At 65.6% G+C, this 15,774-nt stretch carries 18 protein-coding genes; 14 read left to right on the plus strand and 4 right to left on the minus strand.

The features are described from left to right. Positions 1-61 precede the first annotated feature (61 nt). The 3 genes from QRN63_RS00795 to hchA all read left to right on the plus strand — a co-directional run bounded on the left by QRN63_RS00795 (position 62) and on the right by hchA (position 2,719). Positions 62-1,066: a bile acid:sodium symporter family protein gene (locus QRN63_RS00795; RefSeq protein ID WP_285028844.1), complete on the plus strand. Its 1,005-nt coding sequence runs from the start codon at positions 62-64 to the stop codon at positions 1,064-1,066. 147 nt (positions 1,067-1,213) lie between these two features. Beyond that, the gene (locus tag QRN63_RS00800) at positions 1,214-1,702 is read left to right on the plus strand and encodes a MarR family winged helix-turn-helix transcriptional regulator (RefSeq protein WP_285028845.1); all 489 of its coding nucleotides are present in this window, start codon (positions 1,214-1,216) and stop codon (positions 1,700-1,702) included. A 117-nt stretch (positions 1,703-1,819) separates the two neighbouring features. Further along, the gene (hchA, locus tag QRN63_RS00805; protein WP_285028846.1) at positions 1,820-2,719 is read left to right on the plus strand and encodes a glyoxalase III HchA; all 900 of its coding nucleotides are present in this window, start codon (positions 1,820-1,822) and stop codon (positions 2,717-2,719) included. A gap of 84 nt (positions 2,720-2,803) precedes the next feature. Here hchA and QRN63_RS00810 read toward each other — a convergent pair whose 3' ends face one another. Further along, positions 2,804-3,616, minus strand: coding sequence for an amidohydrolase family protein (locus QRN63_RS00810; protein WP_502888060.1), 813 nt, complete (start codon positions 3,614-3,616; stop codon positions 2,804-2,806). A gap of 37 nt (positions 3,617-3,653) precedes the next feature. Between QRN63_RS00810 and QRN63_RS00815 the strand changes: the two genes are divergently transcribed. Next, complete coding sequence (locus QRN63_RS00815) at positions 3,654-4,115, plus strand: MarR family winged helix-turn-helix transcriptional regulator (protein WP_267320250.1); 462 nt, start codon at positions 3,654-3,656, stop codon at positions 4,113-4,115. A gap of 53 nt (positions 4,116-4,168) precedes the next feature. Here the strand turns inward: QRN63_RS00815 and QRN63_RS00820 are convergent, their stop codons facing one another. Both QRN63_RS00820 and QRN63_RS00825 read right to left on the minus strand, forming a co-directional pair. Then, a complete protein-coding gene (locus tag QRN63_RS00820) occupies positions 4,169-4,744 on the minus strand; it encodes a hypothetical protein (RefSeq protein ID WP_285028847.1) in 576 nt (191 codons plus the stop codon). Between the two features lie 22 nt (positions 4,745-4,766). Further along, positions 4,767-5,828, minus strand: a complete 1,062-nt coding sequence (locus QRN63_RS00825; protein WP_285028848.1) for a ferredoxin--NADP reductase — start codon at positions 5,826-5,828, stop codon at positions 4,767-4,769. A 155-nt stretch (positions 5,829-5,983) separates the two neighbouring features. On the opposite strand from QRN63_RS00825, the gene hsaA reads away from it, so the two are divergent. Genes hsaA through QRN63_RS00845 form a run of 4 tightly spaced genes read left to right on the plus strand, consistent with a single transcriptional unit; the run spans position 5,984 to position 10,025 of the window. Beyond that, entirely contained in the window at positions 5,984-7,174 is a 1,191-nt protein-coding gene (hsaA, locus tag QRN63_RS00830; RefSeq protein ID WP_267320247.1) for a 3-hydroxy-9,10-secoandrosta-1,3,5(10)-triene-9,17-dione monooxygenase oxygenase subunit, read from the plus strand. Between the two features lie 16 nt (positions 7,175-7,190). After that, a complete protein-coding gene (gene hsaC / locus QRN63_RS00835) occupies positions 7,191-8,108 on the plus strand; it encodes an iron-dependent extradiol dioxygenase HsaC (RefSeq protein WP_267320246.1) in 918 nt (305 codons plus the stop codon). 11 nt (positions 8,109-8,119) lie between these two features. Then, complete coding sequence (gene hsaB, locus QRN63_RS00840; protein ID WP_267320245.1) at positions 8,120-8,689, plus strand: 3-hydroxy-9,10-secoandrosta-1,3,5(10)-triene-9,17-dione monooxygenase reductase subunit; 570 nt, start codon at positions 8,120-8,122, stop codon at positions 8,687-8,689. A gap of 7 nt (positions 8,690-8,696) precedes the next feature. Next, a complete protein-coding gene (locus QRN63_RS00845; protein ID WP_285028849.1) occupies positions 8,697-10,025 on the plus strand; it encodes an MFS transporter in 1,329 nt (442 codons plus the stop codon). Here QRN63_RS00845 and QRN63_RS00850 read toward each other — a convergent pair. Next, a complete protein-coding gene (locus QRN63_RS00850) occupies positions 10,015-10,812 on the minus strand; it encodes an SDR family NAD(P)-dependent oxidoreductase (protein WP_285028850.1) in 798 nt (265 codons plus the stop codon). The genes QRN63_RS00845 and QRN63_RS00850 overlap by 11 nt on opposite strands. 100 nt (positions 10,813-10,912) lie before the next feature. Here QRN63_RS00850 and fabG point away from each other — a divergent pair, with 100 nt between their 5' ends. Genes fabG through QRN63_RS00880 form a run of 6 tightly spaced genes read left to right on the plus strand, consistent with a single transcriptional unit; the run spans position 10,913 to position 15,773 of the window. Further along, complete coding sequence (gene fabG / locus QRN63_RS00855; RefSeq protein ID WP_267320243.1) at positions 10,913-11,647, plus strand: 3-oxoacyl-ACP reductase FabG; 735 nt, start codon at positions 10,913-10,915, stop codon at positions 11,645-11,647. Beyond that, the gene (locus QRN63_RS00860; protein WP_285028851.1) at positions 11,644-12,420 is read left to right on the plus strand and encodes an enoyl-CoA hydratase/isomerase family protein; all 777 of its coding nucleotides are present in this window, start codon (positions 11,644-11,646) and stop codon (positions 12,418-12,420) included. Before fabG ends, QRN63_RS00860 begins: the two co-directional genes overlap by 4 nt. Next, positions 12,417-13,220, plus strand: coding sequence for an enoyl-CoA hydratase/isomerase family protein (locus QRN63_RS00865; RefSeq protein ID WP_285028852.1), 804 nt, complete (start codon positions 12,417-12,419; stop codon positions 13,218-13,220). The genes QRN63_RS00860 and QRN63_RS00865 overlap by 4 nt, the downstream gene beginning before the upstream one ends. Further along, complete coding sequence (locus QRN63_RS00870; RefSeq protein ID WP_267320240.1) at positions 13,217-14,002, plus strand: enoyl-CoA hydratase/isomerase family protein; 786 nt, start codon at positions 13,217-13,219, stop codon at positions 14,000-14,002. The genes QRN63_RS00865 and QRN63_RS00870 overlap by 4 nt, the downstream gene beginning before the upstream one ends. After that, positions 13,999-15,249, plus strand: coding sequence for an aromatic ring-hydroxylating oxygenase subunit alpha (locus QRN63_RS00875; RefSeq protein ID WP_285028853.1), 1,251 nt, complete (start codon positions 13,999-14,001; stop codon positions 15,247-15,249). Before QRN63_RS00870 ends, QRN63_RS00875 begins: the two co-directional genes overlap by 4 nt. After that, a complete protein-coding gene (locus QRN63_RS00880; protein WP_285028854.1) occupies positions 15,246-15,773 on the plus strand; it encodes an aromatic-ring-hydroxylating dioxygenase subunit beta in 528 nt (175 codons plus the stop codon). The genes QRN63_RS00875 and QRN63_RS00880 overlap by 4 nt, the downstream gene beginning before the upstream one ends. Position 15,774: the final 1 nt, after the last annotated feature.

The following is a 15,774-nucleotide window of genomic DNA, read 5'->3' on the forward strand; positions in this document are numbered from 1 at the left end:
GGTTAGAGATATCGCATCTATCGCCTGGCGCTATGAGTCGCGGCGGCAGTACGTTTTTCCGGTGAACCTGCTCGCCAAGCTCCGCATCGACGGCTTCCTGCTGGGGCTGTTCGTCGCGATGGCGATCGGTGTGTTGATACCGGCCCATGGCGACGCGGGTCAGGCCGTCGAGACGGCCACCAAGATCGCGATCGCGGTCCTGTTCCTGCTGTACGGCACCCGGCTGGAGCCGCGCGAAGCCCTCGAAGGGCTCAAGCACTGGCGACTGCACACCACGGTGCTGACCGCGACCTTTGTGTTGTTCCCATTGCTCGGGCTGGCGATGAAGGTGCTGGTGCCGTCGGTCCTGACCAACGATCTCTATACCGGCATGTTGTACCTGTGTCTGCTGCCGTCCACGGTGCAGTCGTCCATCGCGTTCACCTCGATCGCCCGCGGCAATGTCGCGGCGGCTGTCGTGAGTGCGTCGGCATCGAACCTGCTGGGCATCTTCCTCACCCCGTTGTTGGTGACGCTGCTGATGCAGACCACCGGCGCTGCCACGGTTTCGGCGAACTCGATCCTGGAGATCGTCGTGCAGCTGTTGCTGCCGTTCGTCGCCGGCCAGCTGCTGCGGTCCAAGCTGCACCGCGTGCTGTCGCACACGACGCTCACCAAGGTCGTCGACCGCGGTTCGGTCTACCTCGTCGTGTACGCGGCGTTCAGTGCCGGCATGGCCGAACACATCTGGACGGGTATGAAGGTGAGCAACGTGCTCGCGGTGATTGCCGTCAGCGTCGTGCTGCTCGCCGTGGTCCTCGGCATCACCGCAGGGGTGGCGCGGCTGCTGAAGTTCGATCGCGCCGACCGCATCGTGATCGTCTTCTGTGGATCGAAGAAGAGTCTCGCGACCGGGTTGCCGATGGCGACGGTGCTTTTCGCCGGACATCCGGTGGGCCTGATCGTTTTGCCGCTGATGGTCTTTCACCAGATTCAGCTGATCACCTGCGCAATGCTGGCTGGCCGCTGGGGACGGCAGGCCGACGCCGAGGCAGAAGAAGGAGACCTCGCGGTCGTGCAGAGCTGAGCCTGCGCGGTCGGTTACCCCGTAGGGGCAGCCCTGATCTCTACCTTGACCGCCGTCGCACTCGGAATGATATGTAGAACAATTGATTTGTAATACCAACGATTTTTGGGTTATGGTGGTTCCACCGGGGCCTCTAGTGTCGAGGCCATGGCTTCAACGGAAGATGCGGTAAACGGCGAGGAGGCTGATTGCGATCTGGGCTGGTCGGCCGGGATGCTGATGCGGCATTACCGGGCGCAGGTTCAGCCGCGTGTTGCCGACTTGCCCCGTGGTGAACGTGGATACCAGGTGCTCTACACCGTGATCTGCAAGAGCTTGCCCAATCAATTGCAGATGGCGGAGTACCTGGGTATCGACCGTACGGTCCTGCCGTACGTGATCGACGATTTGGCGAAGGCCGGATTGGTCGAACGGCAGCCGGACCCGGCGGACCGTCGCGCCAGGAAGGTTGTCGCCACCGCACGCGGAGTCGAGACGTTCCAGCGGTTACAGGACGAGGTTGTCCCAGCCGAACAGGCCGTGTTGTCGGCGTTGGATCCGGATGAGCAGTTGCTCTTCAGGTCGCTGCTGTCACGGGTGGCTCGCCAGGCGCGCGATGAGACGAATGTGCGTGCCATTTCCAGCGAAGACGTTTGAGACCAGAGGAGACCCGGTACCGAGGAATCGGCGGTTGAGAAAAAGCCGCCGCACCTGAATCTGGGTGCCGGTGTCGGCCCCAGAATCCGCGAAACCGCAAAGGAACGGGGACACGACATGTCGCACAATCCAGATGGCCTCAGCAAGGACCCGACGCCAGATCTGGTCGAGGACAACGCATTTCTGCCCTCGCCGTATTCGTTGAGCCAGTACACCCAGTCGAAGACGGACTTCGACGGGGTCAAGCACGAAAACGCCTACACCGGGGGCAGGTGGAAGGTGCTCATGATTGCCGCCGAGGAACGGTATGTGCTGTGCGAGAACGGCAAGATGTTCTCCACCGGCAATCATCCTGTCGAGATGCTGCTGCCTCTGCACCACATGATGGCGGCCGGCTTCGACGTCGACGTCGCCACGGTCGCCGGCTACCCGGCCAAACTCGAACTGTGGGCCATGCCCAACGAAGATGAGGCCGTGCTGCAGACCTACGAAGCACTCAAGCCGAAGCTCAAACAACCGAAGAAGCTCGCCGATGTCGTCGCAAACGAGCTCGGTGCCGACTCGGACTACGTCGCGGTCTTCATCCCCGGCGGGCACGGGGCCGTCGTCGGCCTGCCGGCCGCCGAGGCGGTGGCGCAAACCCTGGAATGGGCGTTGGCCAACGACAAGTTCATCGTCACCCTGTGTCACGGCCCGGCCGCGTTGTTGTCCGTCGGACAGGGCGGCAAGGTCTCGCCGTTCAAGGGCTATGAGGTCTGTGTGTTCCCTGACGCGCTCGATGAGGGGCCCAATATCGAGATCGGTTACCTGCCAGGGCATTTGCAGTGGCTCGTCGCCGACCTGCTGGGCAAGCAGGGGCTGACCGTCGTGAATGCTGACATGACGGGCAAGGTCCACCAGGACCGCAAGCTGCTCACGGGTGACAGCCCATTGGCGTCGAACAATCTCGGCATCTTGGCTGCAGACGCGTTGGTTGGTGCCGTCCGGTCGCTCGATGGGGACGACGGCAAGTCCTGACGGGAGGCTTTTGGATCTGCGGCAGCGAGTGATTCGCTGCCGCAGATCAACCCGCCGAGCCCAGCCGCGGCATCAGACGCGGCATCAGAGGCGGAAAACCCGGGTCGCGTTGCCGCCGAGATAGAGATCGCGCGCCTCGGCATCAAGGCCCAGCTCATCAAGCCGCTCGAGGCACCGCTGCGCGGACAGCATCGGCCAGTTCGTGCCGAAAAGCACTCGGGTACGGCCGGATCCGCGCATGTACTCCACCAGTGCCGGGGGTAGGCGATGCGCGGCGTAGGCCGAGGTGTCGATGTAGAAGTTCGGGAACTTCTTGGCCAGGAACAGCACTTCGTCGATCCATGGTGCGCCGACATGGCCACCGACGACCACGAGTTCCGGGAATTCGAGCAGGACCGTCTCGAGATAGGGGATCGGCCGGCCGGGCTCGGACGGGCACAGTGGGCCGGTGTGCCCGATCTGCGTGCAGAACGGGATACCGAGTTCGGCACAGGTCTGCAGCAGCGGATAGTAGCGCCGGTCGTTCGGCGGCAGGTTCCACAGCCACGGCACCACGCGCAGCGCCACCATGCCCAGATCGGTTACCGCACGGCGTAATTCGCGGACGGCGTCGACCGGACGGGTCAGGTCGACGGAGGCGACGCCGGCGAACCGGTCAGGGTGCGCGTGGACGTGCGCCGCCGTCTCGTCATTGTCGATCAGCGCGCCGTGCGGCCCGACCCACGCGCACAGCAGCGACTTCTCGACCCCGGCATCATCCATCGCTTTCAACGTGACGTCGATGGGCAGGGCCGGCAGGTTGTCCTGGCGGGTCCACCGCAGCAGTGGCCGCAGCCACGGCTGACGCATGAACAGTTCGTTGGGCTGCTGGGACCACGCGTCGATCACTCGTGTCATTCCTCAATTACTTCACTAGTGAAGTAATAATGCAAGGGTGGATTCGAAGAACCGGTCGCCGGCGGCCCGGCGGCGCGCGTATTTCCAGCTTCAGATGGTCGCGCAGCGCCTCCGTACGACTGCCGACCGGCTGTTCATGGACGAGGCCGGCATCTCGACGGCGCAGGCCGCCGCGCTGACGCTCATCGCGAGCCATGCCGGGTGTCGTCAGTCGCTCGTCGCGGCGCAACTCGGACAGCGCGAGTCCGCGGTCACGGCGATGGTCGGCCGGCTGGAGACGGCCGGTTTCGTCGAGCGCCGGGCCAGCCAGAGCGACGGCCGCGCTTGGGAGCTCTGGCCGACGGACGCCGGCACCGACGCGCTACGGCGGCTGGAGGCCGCGCTCGCCACCGTCAACGGTTACCTCGACGAGGCCATTGGGCCCGACGAGGTCGACGGTGTCGTCGACGCGCTGCAGCGGCTGAGTGATGTGCTCGACGGATCCGCCGGCCGAGCGTGAAGTCGTTGCCGAAAACCGCGAAAGTTCGCGATTTACTTCACGTTCGGCGGTGCTCAGTTGTAGTGAGTCGTCGCGCAGGCGGTCGGCGTCGTGAGGTTCACGCCCGGGTAGGTGACCTGAATATCCGCGCAGGCAATGAAATTCGCCTCGGTGTTGGGCTGACCGGTCCGCACGTCGAGGGTCAGGGAGGTGCCGTCGACCGCGAACTCCTCGAACGTGCCGCCACCGTTGAACGTGACGGAGACCAGGGCACTGTTCTGCGACTTGAGCTGTCGCGAGTTCACCGGGCCGTTCCACGAGCCGCGGTTGATGGGCGGGGCTCCGGTCGGTGCGCTGTACGAGACGTCTTGGTACACATTGCGGTTGGCGCTGCGCAGCGTGATGTTCTCGCGCGCCCAGGTGTTCGGCGGCAGCGGAACCGGATTGCCGCCGACCACCAGGTTGGCGGCGGTGTTGAAGGTGCACGCACCTCCCGAGCACTGCGCCGTCACGTGAATCTGAATCTTGGTGGCGTCGTCGACGGGCACGAAGGCGTCGGCCGAATTGACCGCGGCAGCAGCCGTCACGGGGGACATCAGAGCGGTCGCGGTCAGCACAGCGGCCGCGCTTGCTGCAGTAAGCCGGTTCACAGTCAAGAAACTAATCCGTTCGCTACTCGTCGTAGGTGACTTCGACGGAATCCGTCTTGGGCACCGCCTGGCAACCGAGGATGAGGCCCTCTTCGAGGTCGGACGGCTCCAACACGTCGTTGATCGCCATGTCGACGTCGCCCTTCTTCATCAGCACCGCACACGCCCCGCAGTGCCCCTCGCGGCAGGAGAACGGTGCGTCCAGTCCCTTGTCGAGCAGCACGTCGAGCAGTACGGCGTTGCGCGGCCACCGCAGTTCGTGTGTCTGGCCGTCGAGCGTGACGATTGCGGTGGCCGGGCCCTCATCGCTGTCATCTTCGGCGAGCACGACAGCGGCGAACGGGTCGGAGTCCAGTGACTGGAACACCTCGAGGTGGACGTTGTTCTTGTCGGCGCCGGACTTGAGCAGCGCCTCCTCGGCGGCGGCCATGAACGGGGCCGGGCCGCAGATGAAGGTCTCGCGCGTGGTGTATGGCGCCAGCTGCGTGGCCAGGATGCTCGGGTTGGGCAGGCCCTGCACCGACTCCAGCCAGTGCACGACCGACAACCGGTCGGGATACAGCGAGGTCAGCTCGCGCAGCGCCTTGCCGAAGATCACCGACTTCTCGTCGCGATTGGCGTAGAACAGCGTCACCTTGCCGGTGCCCTCGGACAGTGCCGACTTGAGGATCGACAGCATCGGGGTGATGCCGCTACCACCGGCCAGCAGCAGGAAATCGGTGTCGAGGTTCTTGGGGACGAACGTGCCGGACGGTGCCAGTACGTGCATCCGCATGCCGACGTGCGCGTTGTCGCACAACCAGTTCGACGCGTAGCCGCCCGCGGTGCGCTTGACCGCGACGGTCAGCGCCTCCTCGGCGTGCGGCGAGCTGCACAGCGAGTAGCAGCGGGCGACCGATCCGGTGCGGGTGCTCGGGACGCGCAGGGTCAGGAACTGACCGGGAGAGTACTTCAGTCGCTCTGGCGGGATATCGCTGCCATCGGGCGTCTTGAACACCAGGACGCGTGCGTCGTTGGTCTCGGCGACGACGTCGGCCACCACAAGTTCCAGAACGTGGCTGCCCAGCGGCTCGTCCACAACCATCACCCTTCGTTCGAACCGGCCTGACGGCCAGTAACTAGAACAGGTTACAAAAGTGCAGTTATGCGGGTCTACCTGCTGTAGTACCGCCATGCTCGACACAAATCGTAACGTGTTCTAATCTTCTGTCTAGACGACCACTCCCCGGGAGGCAATCCGTGACGTCAATTGAACAACTCGACGTGCAGGCCGTGCTGGCCGGTATCGACGACCTGCTGCCGGTGCTGCGCGAACGCGCACAGCTGACCGAGGACCTGCGCCAGGTGCCGCAGGAGTCTATCGACAGTCTGAACGAGATCGGCTTCTTCAAACTGCTGCAGCCCGCCCAGTGGGATGGCCTCCAGGCCGACCCCACCGTGTTCTACGAGGCGGTCCGCCGCATCGCCAGCGCCTGTGGTTCCACGGGCTGGGTCGCGTCGATCATCGGCGTGCACAACTGGCACCTGGCGCTGTTCGATCAGCAGGCCCAGGAAGACGTCTGGGGCGACGATCCGACCGTCCGGATCTCCTCGTCCTACGCCCCGATGGGCGCGGGTGTGGTGACCGAGACCGGCGACGGCTACATCGTCAACGGCGCCTGGAACTGGTCCTCCGGCTCGGAGCACGCCACCTGGGCGTTCCTCGGCGGCCCGGTCATCAAGGACGGGCGTCCGGTCGACTTCGGCAGCTTCCTGATCCCGCGCACCGAGTACACCATCGACGACGTGTGGAACGTGGTCGGCCTGCGCGGCACCGGCAGCAACACGATCGTCGTCAAGGACGTCTTCGTGCCGCGGCACCGCTTCCTGTCGTACAAGTCCATGAACGACGGCACCGCCGGCGGCTACCAGACCAATACCGCCCCGGTCTACAAGATGCCGTGGGGCACCGTGCACCCCACGACCATCTCGGCGCCGATCGTCGGGATGGCCTATGGCGCCTACGCGGCCCACGTCGAGCACCAGGGCAAGCGGGTCCGTGCCGCGTTCGCCGGTGAGAAGTCCAAGGACGACCCGTTCGCCAAGGTCCGCATCGCCGAGGCCGCCAGCGATATCGACGCCGCCTGGCGTCAGCTGATCGGCAACGTCGCGGACGAGTACGCCCTGCTGGTCGCCGGCAAGGAGATCCCTTTCGAGCTGCGGGCCCGCGCCCGTCGTGACCAGGTGCGCGCCACCGGCCGCGCCATCGCGTCCGTCGACCGGCTCTTCGAGGCCGCCGGCGCCACCGCGCTGGCCAATGGCACGCCGCTGCAGCGCTTCTGGCGGGACGCCCACGCCGGTCGCGTGCACGCCGCCAACGAGCCCGAGCGTGCCTACCTGATCTTCGGTAATAACGAGTTCGGTCTGCCGCCCGCAGACACCATGGTCTAAGGGGATATTCGGTTTCATGGCTGTGATCAAGGAAGCGCCCATCAAGGCCCTCGGCTACATGCGCATCGAGGCCACCGATGTGGCGGCCTGGCGTGAGTTCGGGCTCAAGGTGCTCGGCATGATGGAGGGCGAGGGCACCAATCCCGATGCGCTCTACCTGCGGATGGACGACGTCGCGGCGCGTCTGGTGATCGTTCCCGGTGAGAAGGACCGGCTGCTGGCGTCGGGCTGGGAGGTCGCCGACGCGCCTGCCCTCGAGCAGCTGAAGGAAACCCTGAGCGCCCACGGCGTCCCGTTCAAGGAAGGTACCAAGGAAGAGCTGCTCGACCGCAAGGTCGAGGGCATGATCAGCTTCCAGGACCCGGCCGACAACACCCTCGAGGTGTACTACGGCATCCAGTACCTGGGTCGCCGGTTTGTCAGCCCATACGGCCACAAGTTCGTCACCGCCGAGCAGGGCCTGGGCCACGTCGTGCTCACCTGCAACGACGACGCCGCAGCACAGGCGTTCTACCAGGACGTGCTGGGCTTCCGGTTGCGCGACTCGATGCGGCTGCCCCCGCAGCTCGCGGGCCGTCCGGCCGATGGCGACCCGGTGTGGCTGCGGTTCTACGGCTGCAACCCGCGGCACCACGCCCTGGCGTTCATGCCCATGCCCAACCCGACGGGCATCGTGCACCTGATGGTCGAGGTGGAGAACTCCGACGACGTCGGCCTCTGCCTGGACCGCGCCAACCGCAAGAAGGTCAAGATGTCGGCCACCTTGGGCCGGCACATCAACGACAAGATGCTGTCCTTCTACATGAAGACGCCGGGTGGCTTCGACATGGAATTCGGTTGCGAGGGACTCGAAGTCGAGGACGAGAGCTGGATCGCCCGCGAGAGCGTCGGCATCAGCCTCTGGGGCCACGACTTCAGCGTCGGGTTCAAGTAGGCACGCGCGGCATGACCCAGCCCCCGCAGATCGACCCCCGCACATTCCGCAATGTGCTCGGGCAGTTCTGTACCGGTATCACCGTCATCACCACCGTGAATGACGGTGTGCCGGTCGGTTTCGCCTGCCAGTCGTTCGCCGCCCTGTCACTGGACCCACCGTTGGTGCTGTTCTGTCCGACGAAACACTCACGGGCCTGGAAGGCCATCGAGGCCAGCGGCAAGTTCTGCGTCAACATGCTGCACGAGAACCAGCAGCACGTCTCGGCGCAGTTCGGCTCGAAGGCCGAGGACAAATTCGCCGGTATCGGCTGGAGCCCTTCGGGATTGGGCTCCCCGGTGCTCGACGACACGCTCGCCCACATCGACTGCACGGTGCACTCGGTGCACGACGGCGGCGACCACTTCGTGGTGTTCGGCGCGGTGCAGTCGATGTCCGAACCGCAGGCCGTCAAACCTCGACCGCTTTTGTTCTACCGCGGCGAGTACACCGGCATCGAGCCGGACAAGAACACCCCGGCGCAATGGCGCGACGATTTGGAAGCGTTCTTGACCACGACGACCGAGGACACCTGGCTATAGTCGCGCCATGAGCGCGCCGATCCGGTCCGGATTGCGGCGGGTAGTCCTGGCTTCCATGGCCGGCACCGTCGTCGAGTGGTACGAGTTCTTCCTGTATGGCACCGCTGCCACCATCGTGTTCAGCAAGGTGTTCTTCGGGCAGAGCGGCAGCGACCTCGATGCCATCCTCGCGGCCTTCGTCACCTATGCGGTGGGCTTCGTCGCGCGTCCGCTGGGCGGCGTGGTGTTCGGTCATTTCGGCGACAAGTTCGGCCGCAAGACCCTGCTGCAGTTCTCGCTGCTGCTTGTCGGCTCGGCGACGTTCCTGATGGGTTGCCTGCCGACCTTTGGCCAGATCGGCTACTGGGCGCCGGCCCTCCTGGTGGTGCTGCGGTTCATCCAGGGCTTCGCGGTCGGCGGCGAATGGGGTGGTGCGGTACTCCTGGTCGCCGAGCACAGCCCCGCCCAGAGCCGCGGATTCTGGGCCAGCTGGCCGCAGGCCGGGGTGCCGGTCGGCAACATCCTGGCCACCGTCGTGCTGCTGTCACTGACGGGAACGTTGCCCGAGGCGGAGTTCCTGTCGTGGGGCTGGCGGGTGGCGTTCTGGCTGTCGGCGGTCGTGGTGCTGGTCGGCTACTACATCCGCACCAAGGTCACCGATGCGCCGATTTTCGTTGCGGCACAAGAAGAAGCCGAGCGCGTCAAAGCGTCGTCGCTGAGCGTGATCGAGGTGCTCCGGTACTACCCGGGCAAGGTCCTGACCGCCATGGGACTGCGGTTCGCCGAGAACATCATGTACTACCTTGTGGTCACGTTCTCGATCACGTACCTGAAAGTGCATGCGGGCGTGAGCACTTCGCTGATCCTGTGGTACCTGCTGGTGGCGCACGCCGTGCATCTGGTGGCGATTCCGTTGGTGGGCAAGCTGTCCGACCGCATCGGCCGCCGGCCCGTCTACCTGATCGGGACCCTGCTCACCGCCGCCTGGGGCTTCGTCGCGTTCCCGATGATGGACAGCAAGCACTACTTCGTGATCATGACGGCCATCACCGCGGGCCTGGTGGCGCATGCGTTCATGTACGCGCCGCAACCGGCGTTGATGTCCGAGATGTTCCCGACCCGAATGCGCTATTCCGGTGTGTCCCTTGGCTATCAGGTGACGGCGATCTTCGCCGGATCCCTCGCGCCGATCATCGCGGTGCGGTTGCTGAAGGACTACCACTCGTCGGTGCCGATCGCGCTGTACCTGGCCGGGGCCTGTGTGGTGACGCTGGTGGCGCTGGCCTTCGCCAAGGAGACCAAGGGGATCGACCTGGCGGCCGTCGACCGGGCCGACAGTGAGCGCGTCACGGCATAGTGTAGCCACCGCTGACCGAGATCAGCTGTCCCGTAACTTGTTTGGCAGCCCTGGGTGAGGCGAAGAACAGCACCGCTCGCCCGACGTCGGCAGCGGTGGTGAGCTGCCGTGTCGGAGTGTCCTTGATCATGAAGTCGATCTGGTTCTGGTTGAAGACCTTGTCCTGACCGACGGACCACAGACTGTCCGCGCCGACGGCGTCGGGACCGTCGGGGATGACCAGGCCGGGGCAGACGATGTTGGATCGGATGCCGTGCCGCCCGTGTTCGCGGGCGGTGGTGCGGGCCAGTGCCACCATTGCGGCCTTTGACGCGCCATAGACGCCCTGGCGGATCTGCCCGAACGCGGCGTCGCTCGCGATGAACACGATCGCGCCACCGCCGGCCTGCTTCATCGGCCCGATGGCGGCCTGCGTGGCGCCGATGGCGCTGAACAGGTTGATCTCGATGGTGCGCTGCCATTTGTCCCGGTCGGTGTCGGTGGCAACGAACCCGGGCACGCTCCACCCGGCATTGTTGACCAGCACATCGATACCGTCCCAGGCGCGAAGCGCGGTTCCGATGGCGGCGTCTGCGCCTTCGGCCGTGGTCAGATCGCCGATTGCGACCTCGACTTCTGCCGCACCCATTTCCAGCGCTTCGCCGCGTACTTTCTCGGCCTGCGGCCCGTCGATATCGCTGATCACGATGCGGGCCCCCTCGGCCGCGAACTCGTGCACGATGCCGCGGCCGATGTTGGAGGCGCCACCGGTCACCACCACCCGTGCGTTGCCCAGTCCCAGATCCATGCCGCCTGCTCCTTGCTCGGTGGTTGATCAAACGCCGATCGCTGATTTAACCTAGATTAGAAATTGTGATTAAATTTGTCCACAATCACTGGGAGGTCGGATGATGGTGCCGCTGCTCGACGGCAGGGTCGCAGTCGTAACCGGCGCGGGCCAGGGGATCGGTGCGGAGATTGCCCGGGTGTTGACGGCACACGGCGCGCGCGTGGTGATCGCCGATCTGAATGGCGGCGCGGCCGAAACGGTTGCGGCCGAACTCGGCACCTCCGGTGTGGCGTGCGATGTCACGTCCGAAGACGACGTCCGTGCCCTGGTGGCCGGCACGGTGCGGGACCATGGCCGTCTCGATCTCTTCGTCAACAACGCCGGCATCACCAGGGACGCCTCGCTGAAGAAGATGTCCGTCGCTGATTTCGACGCCGTCGTAACCGTCCATCTCCGGGGTACCTGGCTCGGTGTGCGGGAGGCGTCAGCGGTGATGCGCGAACAGAAAGCCGGCAGCATCGTCAACATCTCCTCGCTGTCAGGCAAGTCCGGAAATCCCGGTCAGACCAACTACAGCGCCGCGAAGGCGGGGATGGTCGGCCTGACCAAAGCCGCGGCCAAAGAACTGGCCCACCACAACGTGCGAGTCAACGCGGTCCAGCCAGGTCTGATCCGCACGGCGATGACTGCGGCGATGCCGGCCGAGGTCTTTGCCGAACGCGAGGCTGCCGTGCCGATGAAGAGGGCCGGTGAGCCTGCCGAAGTCGCCGGCGCAGTGGTCTTTCTGGCATCCGAGCTGTCCAGCTACGTCACCGGCACGGTCATCGAGGTCGGCGGCGGGAGGTACATGTGAGTCCCGAATATGTGGTGGCAACGCGCATCGACGGAGGTATCGGGCGAATCACCCTGAACCGGCCGGAGCGGATGAACGCCGTCACCGTCGCGCTGGCGACCGAATTGGCCGCGGCGTTGCGGACTCTCGGCGCACGCCAGGATGTCAACGTCATCGTGCTGCGCGGCGCTGGCGGAACATTCTGCGCCGGTGGCGATTTCGATGAAGTCGAGAGGCTGCGCGCGGAGGGACCCGCGGCGCTGAAGGTCCTGTTCACCGAGTTCCGGCGGGCCTGCGACACGATTGCCGAGGTCGACGTCCCCGTCGTCGCCGCGGTCGACGGCATCGCTGCCGCCGGCGGTTTCGAGCTCATGCAGGCCGCAGACATCGTCCTGGTCAGTGACACCGCCCGAATCAGTGACAACCACATCCGCTTCGGCATGATCCCCGGTGGCGGTAGCACCGCCCGGTTGCCACGGCTCATCGGTCGCCAGCAGGCGATGGCCGCGCTGCTGTCCGGTGATCGATGGTCCGGATGCGATGCGGTGGCCCGTGGCCTGGCCTACCGGTCCTACCCGCCAACGGATTTCGATGACGAGGTCGAAGCCTTTGTCCGCGAACTGGCGGGGCGCAGTAGACAGGCCGTCATCACGATCAAACGGCTCGTCGGCGCCGGGCTACGAGGCTCACTTGATGCCGCGCTGACGCAGGAGATCGATGCCGTGGTGCGGCACATCATCGGCAATGGCGCAGCTAGTGCTGCGGCATTCGAATCCAGAGAGGTCAGGTCATGACGATCGGTATCGATGCTCCCGTACTGCTCGACGTCGACGACGCCGGCGTCGCGCAGCTTCGGCTCAACCGGCCGGACACCTCCAACGGGCTGGACGTCGAGATGCTCAAGGCGCTGCACGACGGCATCCTGCGGTGCCACGCCGATCCGCGGGTGCGGGTGGTGCGGCTGTCGGGTGCCGGACGGCATTTCTGCGCGGGCGGTGACGTCAAGACATTCGAGTCAAAGGGCGCCGACCTGCCCGACTACCTGCGGGAAGCCACGGCCTGGCTGCAGTTGGCGGCCGCGGCCCTGATCCAGTTGAAAGCGCCGGTGATCACCTCCGTGCAGGGTTTTGCCGCCGGCGGGGGCGGGCTCGGGCTGGTGTGTGCCTCCGACATTGTGGTCGCCGCGCGCTCTGCGAAGTTCTTCTCCGGCGCCGTGCGCGTCGGTATGGCACCCGACGGCGGATCCTCGGTGACGCTCACGCAGTTGGTGGGTCTGCGCCACGCCCTGCGCATCCTGTTGACCAATCCGACGCTGACGGCCGACGAGGCCGCGAACATCGGATTGATCACCGAGGTGGTCGACGACGAGTCGCTGGCCGAACGCGCCGATGAGATCGCCGGTCAACTCGTTGCGCTTCCGGCGCAGGCTCTTTCGTCCACCAAGCGCCTGGTGTGGTCGGGGCTCGGCGCACCTGTCGAGGCACGGCTGGCCGAGGAGGCCCGCACCGTCTCCGAGTTGTCCGGTACTGCCGACGCGTTGGAAGGCCTGCGGGCCGTCATGGAACGCCGGACCCCGAGGTTCACCGGAAAATGACGGTACTGATCACCGACGACGGCGCGGTCCGGATTCTCACGCTGAACCGGCCCGAGGTACGCAACGCCATCGACATTCCGCTGCGGCTCGCTCTGCGGGAAGCGCTGGAGGAGGCCGACGGTGACTCGGCGGTCCGGGCGATCGTGCTGACCGGTGCGGGTCCGGTGTTCTGCTCCGGCGGGGACATCTCGACCATGCAGCGCATGGAGCCGAATGTCGCACTGGCGCGAGCGCGGTTGGCGCAGGCCGTCATTCGAGCCATCTGGGTCACGCCCAAGCCGGTGCTGGCCGCCGTCGAAGGCGCCGCATACGGCGCCGGTGTCGCACTTGCTGCAGCCTGCGACCGCGTCGTGGCGGGCGCTGACGCCCGGTTCGCCACCACATTCACCAACGTCGGACTCGCCGCGGACATGGGCACCTTCGTGTCACTGCCGCGCCGCATCGGCATCCCGCGGACGCGACAGATGTTGACCATGGGAACCCCGGTGAGCGCGGAGCAAGCCCAGGCCTGGGGCCTCGCCGACGCCGTCGTCGAGCCCGGCACGGTGCTGGAGGCCACGCTCATCGATGCGAGGCGACTGGCCGAGGGGCCCGCCGAGGCGCTCGGCGTCATCAAGGAAATGTTGATGGAAGCGCCGGGGCTGCACCCGTTGGATGCCCTCGATCAGGAGGCCGCCCATCAGGCCCGGCTGTTCGACAGCGACGACTTCGCCGAAGGCATCTCCGCCTTCCGGGAGAAGCGCCGTCCCGTATTCGGAGGAACTCTAGGAGCACGCCCATGACATCGGTCATCGGAAGCCGGTACGACCACTTGATCCACCGCGACCGGGTCCATGGGTCGCTTTACACGGATCCCTCGATCTTCGCCGAGGAGCTGGAGAAAATCTGGTATCGCACTTGGGTCTTCGTCGGACACGAAAGCGAGGTCGCCCAACCCAACGACTACGTCCGCAAGAAGCTCGGGCTGCAGGACGTCATCATGACCCGGGACCGCGAGGGCCAGATCCACCTGTTGCTCAACCGGTGCGCCCATCGCGGCAACCAGGTCTGCGATGACGCCAAGGGCAACTCCGGCACGTTCCGTTGCCCGTACCACGGCTGGACGTTCCGCAATACCGGTGAGCTGATCGGGTTCCCGTTCTTCAAGGGCTACGGAGAACGGAAGCTCGACCTGGCCATGGGCCGGGTGCCGCGGGTGGACTCCTACGGCGGATTCGTCTTCGGCAGCTTCGCCGCCGACGGTCCCAGCCTCATCGAGCATCTGGGCGACGCGGCCGGCGAGATCGACCGGCTGACCCGGCTGTCCCCGGAAGGCCGGGTCGAGCTCACCGCCGGATGGTTGCAGCACACGTCGCTGGCGAACTGGAAGCTGTTGGCGGAGAACGAGACCGACGGCTACCACCCGCAGTTCGTGCACGGCTCGATCTTCGGCGTCACGGGTAGCACCATCGGACCGCTCTACAGCGATTCCTCGACGGCCGTCACCCGGGACCTCGGTAACGGTCACAGCGAAAACGATCTGCGTCCCGAGTTCCGCAAATTCGGTGAGCCCATGCGGTGGTTCGGCACCACCGAGTCGCGGGTTCCCGACTATGTCGCCGCCATCAGGGCCCGACACGGCGCGGACGCCGAACAGATCCTCATCGAGGGTGGCCCGCACGTGATGATCTTCCCGAACCTGTTCATCGCCGAGATTCAGGTGTTCAACATCCAGCCGGTATCGGTTGGGGAATGCGTCCAATACTCCACCGCGGTGCAATTGGCCGGGGCGCCGGAACTCAACCAGCGCATGGTCTCCCAGTGCGTCGGATCGGTCGGACCGGCCGGCATGCTGCTGGCCGACGACACCGAGATGTACGAACGCAACCAACAGGGCCTGGCGGCGCTGAACCCGGAATGGCTGGACGTCCGGCGCGGCATCCACCGCGAAACCGTCGACGAGAAGGGCCATCCCGTCGGCAGCGCCACCGACGAAACCGGTATGCGCGGGTTCTGGTCGCACTACAAGACCCTGATGGAGACACCATGACCACCGCATTGAGCGACGAACTCGTCGCTGTACCAGAGGGATTCGACCGCGATGAGGTCGAGCAGTTCCTGTACCGGGAGGCCCGCCTCGCCGACGAGAGCGACTACGACGCCTGGGAGGCGTTGTGGACCGACGATGCGCTGTACTGGGTGCCCGCCGGTGGGGCCGACATCGACCCCGTCCGGCAGATGTCGATCATCTATGACAACCGCAGCCGAATCTCGACGCGGCTCAAGCAGCTGCGCACCGGCCGCCGGTATGCGCAGGCACCACGGTCGCACCTGCGCCGGCTCATCTCCAACATCGAGTTCCTCGGCGGGCGCCCCAACTCGGCCGGCGGTGTCGATCTGGAGCTCGGCGCGAACTTCCTGGCGCTCGAATCGCGGGCCCGTGGCAACGAACTATGGGGCGGGCGAATCACTTATCGATTGCGTCGCGACGGTGCCGAGCTGCACTTGGCGTACAAGAAGGTGGTCCTCGTCGACAACGAAAAGGCCATCCCGACCATGAGCTTCCTGATTTGAG

The sequence above is a fragment of the Mycolicibacterium sp. lyk4-40-TYG-92 genome (assembly GCF_030209435.1).
In the GTDB taxonomy this organism is placed as follows: domain Bacteria; phylum Actinomycetota; class Actinomycetes; order Mycobacteriales; family Mycobacteriaceae; genus Mycobacterium.

What these genes read in the sequence shown, in the direction of transcription:
- QRN63_RS00865 (WP_285028852.1), top strand. Translation starts at nt 12,417, where the DNA reads ATGACGATCGGTATCGATGCTCCCGTACTGCTCGACGTCGACGACGCC.
- hsaC (WP_267320246.1), top strand. Translation starts at nt 7,191, where the DNA reads ATGGCTGTGATCAAGGAAGCGCCCATCAAGGCCCTCGGCTACATGCGC.
- QRN63_RS00825 (WP_285028848.1), bottom strand. Translation starts at nt 5,828, where the DNA reads ATGGTTGTGGACGAGCCGCTGGGCAGCCACGTTCTGGAACTTGTGGTG.
- QRN63_RS00880 (WP_285028854.1), top strand. Translation starts at nt 15,246, where the DNA reads ATGACCACCGCATTGAGCGACGAACTCGTCGCTGTACCAGAGGGATTC.
- QRN63_RS00870 (WP_267320240.1), top strand. Translation starts at nt 13,217, where the DNA reads ATGACGGTACTGATCACCGACGACGGCGCGGTCCGGATTCTCACGCTG.
- hchA (WP_285028846.1), top strand. Translation starts at nt 1,820, where the DNA reads ATGTCGCACAATCCAGATGGCCTCAGCAAGGACCCGACGCCAGATCTG.
- QRN63_RS00800 (WP_285028845.1), top strand. Translation starts at nt 1,214, where the DNA reads ATGGCTTCAACGGAAGATGCGGTAAACGGCGAGGAGGCTGATTGCGAT.
- fabG (WP_267320243.1), top strand. Translation starts at nt 10,913, where the DNA reads ATGATGGTGCCGCTGCTCGACGGCAGGGTCGCAGTCGTAACCGGCGCG.
- QRN63_RS00845 (WP_285028849.1), top strand. Translation starts at nt 8,697, where the DNA reads ATGAGCGCGCCGATCCGGTCCGGATTGCGGCGGGTAGTCCTGGCTTCC.
- QRN63_RS00875 (WP_285028853.1), top strand. Translation starts at nt 13,999, where the DNA reads ATGACATCGGTCATCGGAAGCCGGTACGACCACTTGATCCACCGCGAC.
- hsaB (WP_267320245.1), top strand. Translation starts at nt 8,120, where the DNA reads ATGACCCAGCCCCCGCAGATCGACCCCCGCACATTCCGCAATGTGCTC.
- QRN63_RS00810 (WP_502888060.1), bottom strand. Translation starts at nt 3,616, where the DNA reads ATGACACGAGTGATCGACGCGTGGTCCCAGCAGCCCAACGAACTGTTC.
- QRN63_RS00850 (WP_285028850.1), bottom strand. Translation starts at nt 10,812, where the DNA reads ATGGATCTGGGACTGGGCAACGCACGGGTGGTGGTGACCGGTGGCGCC.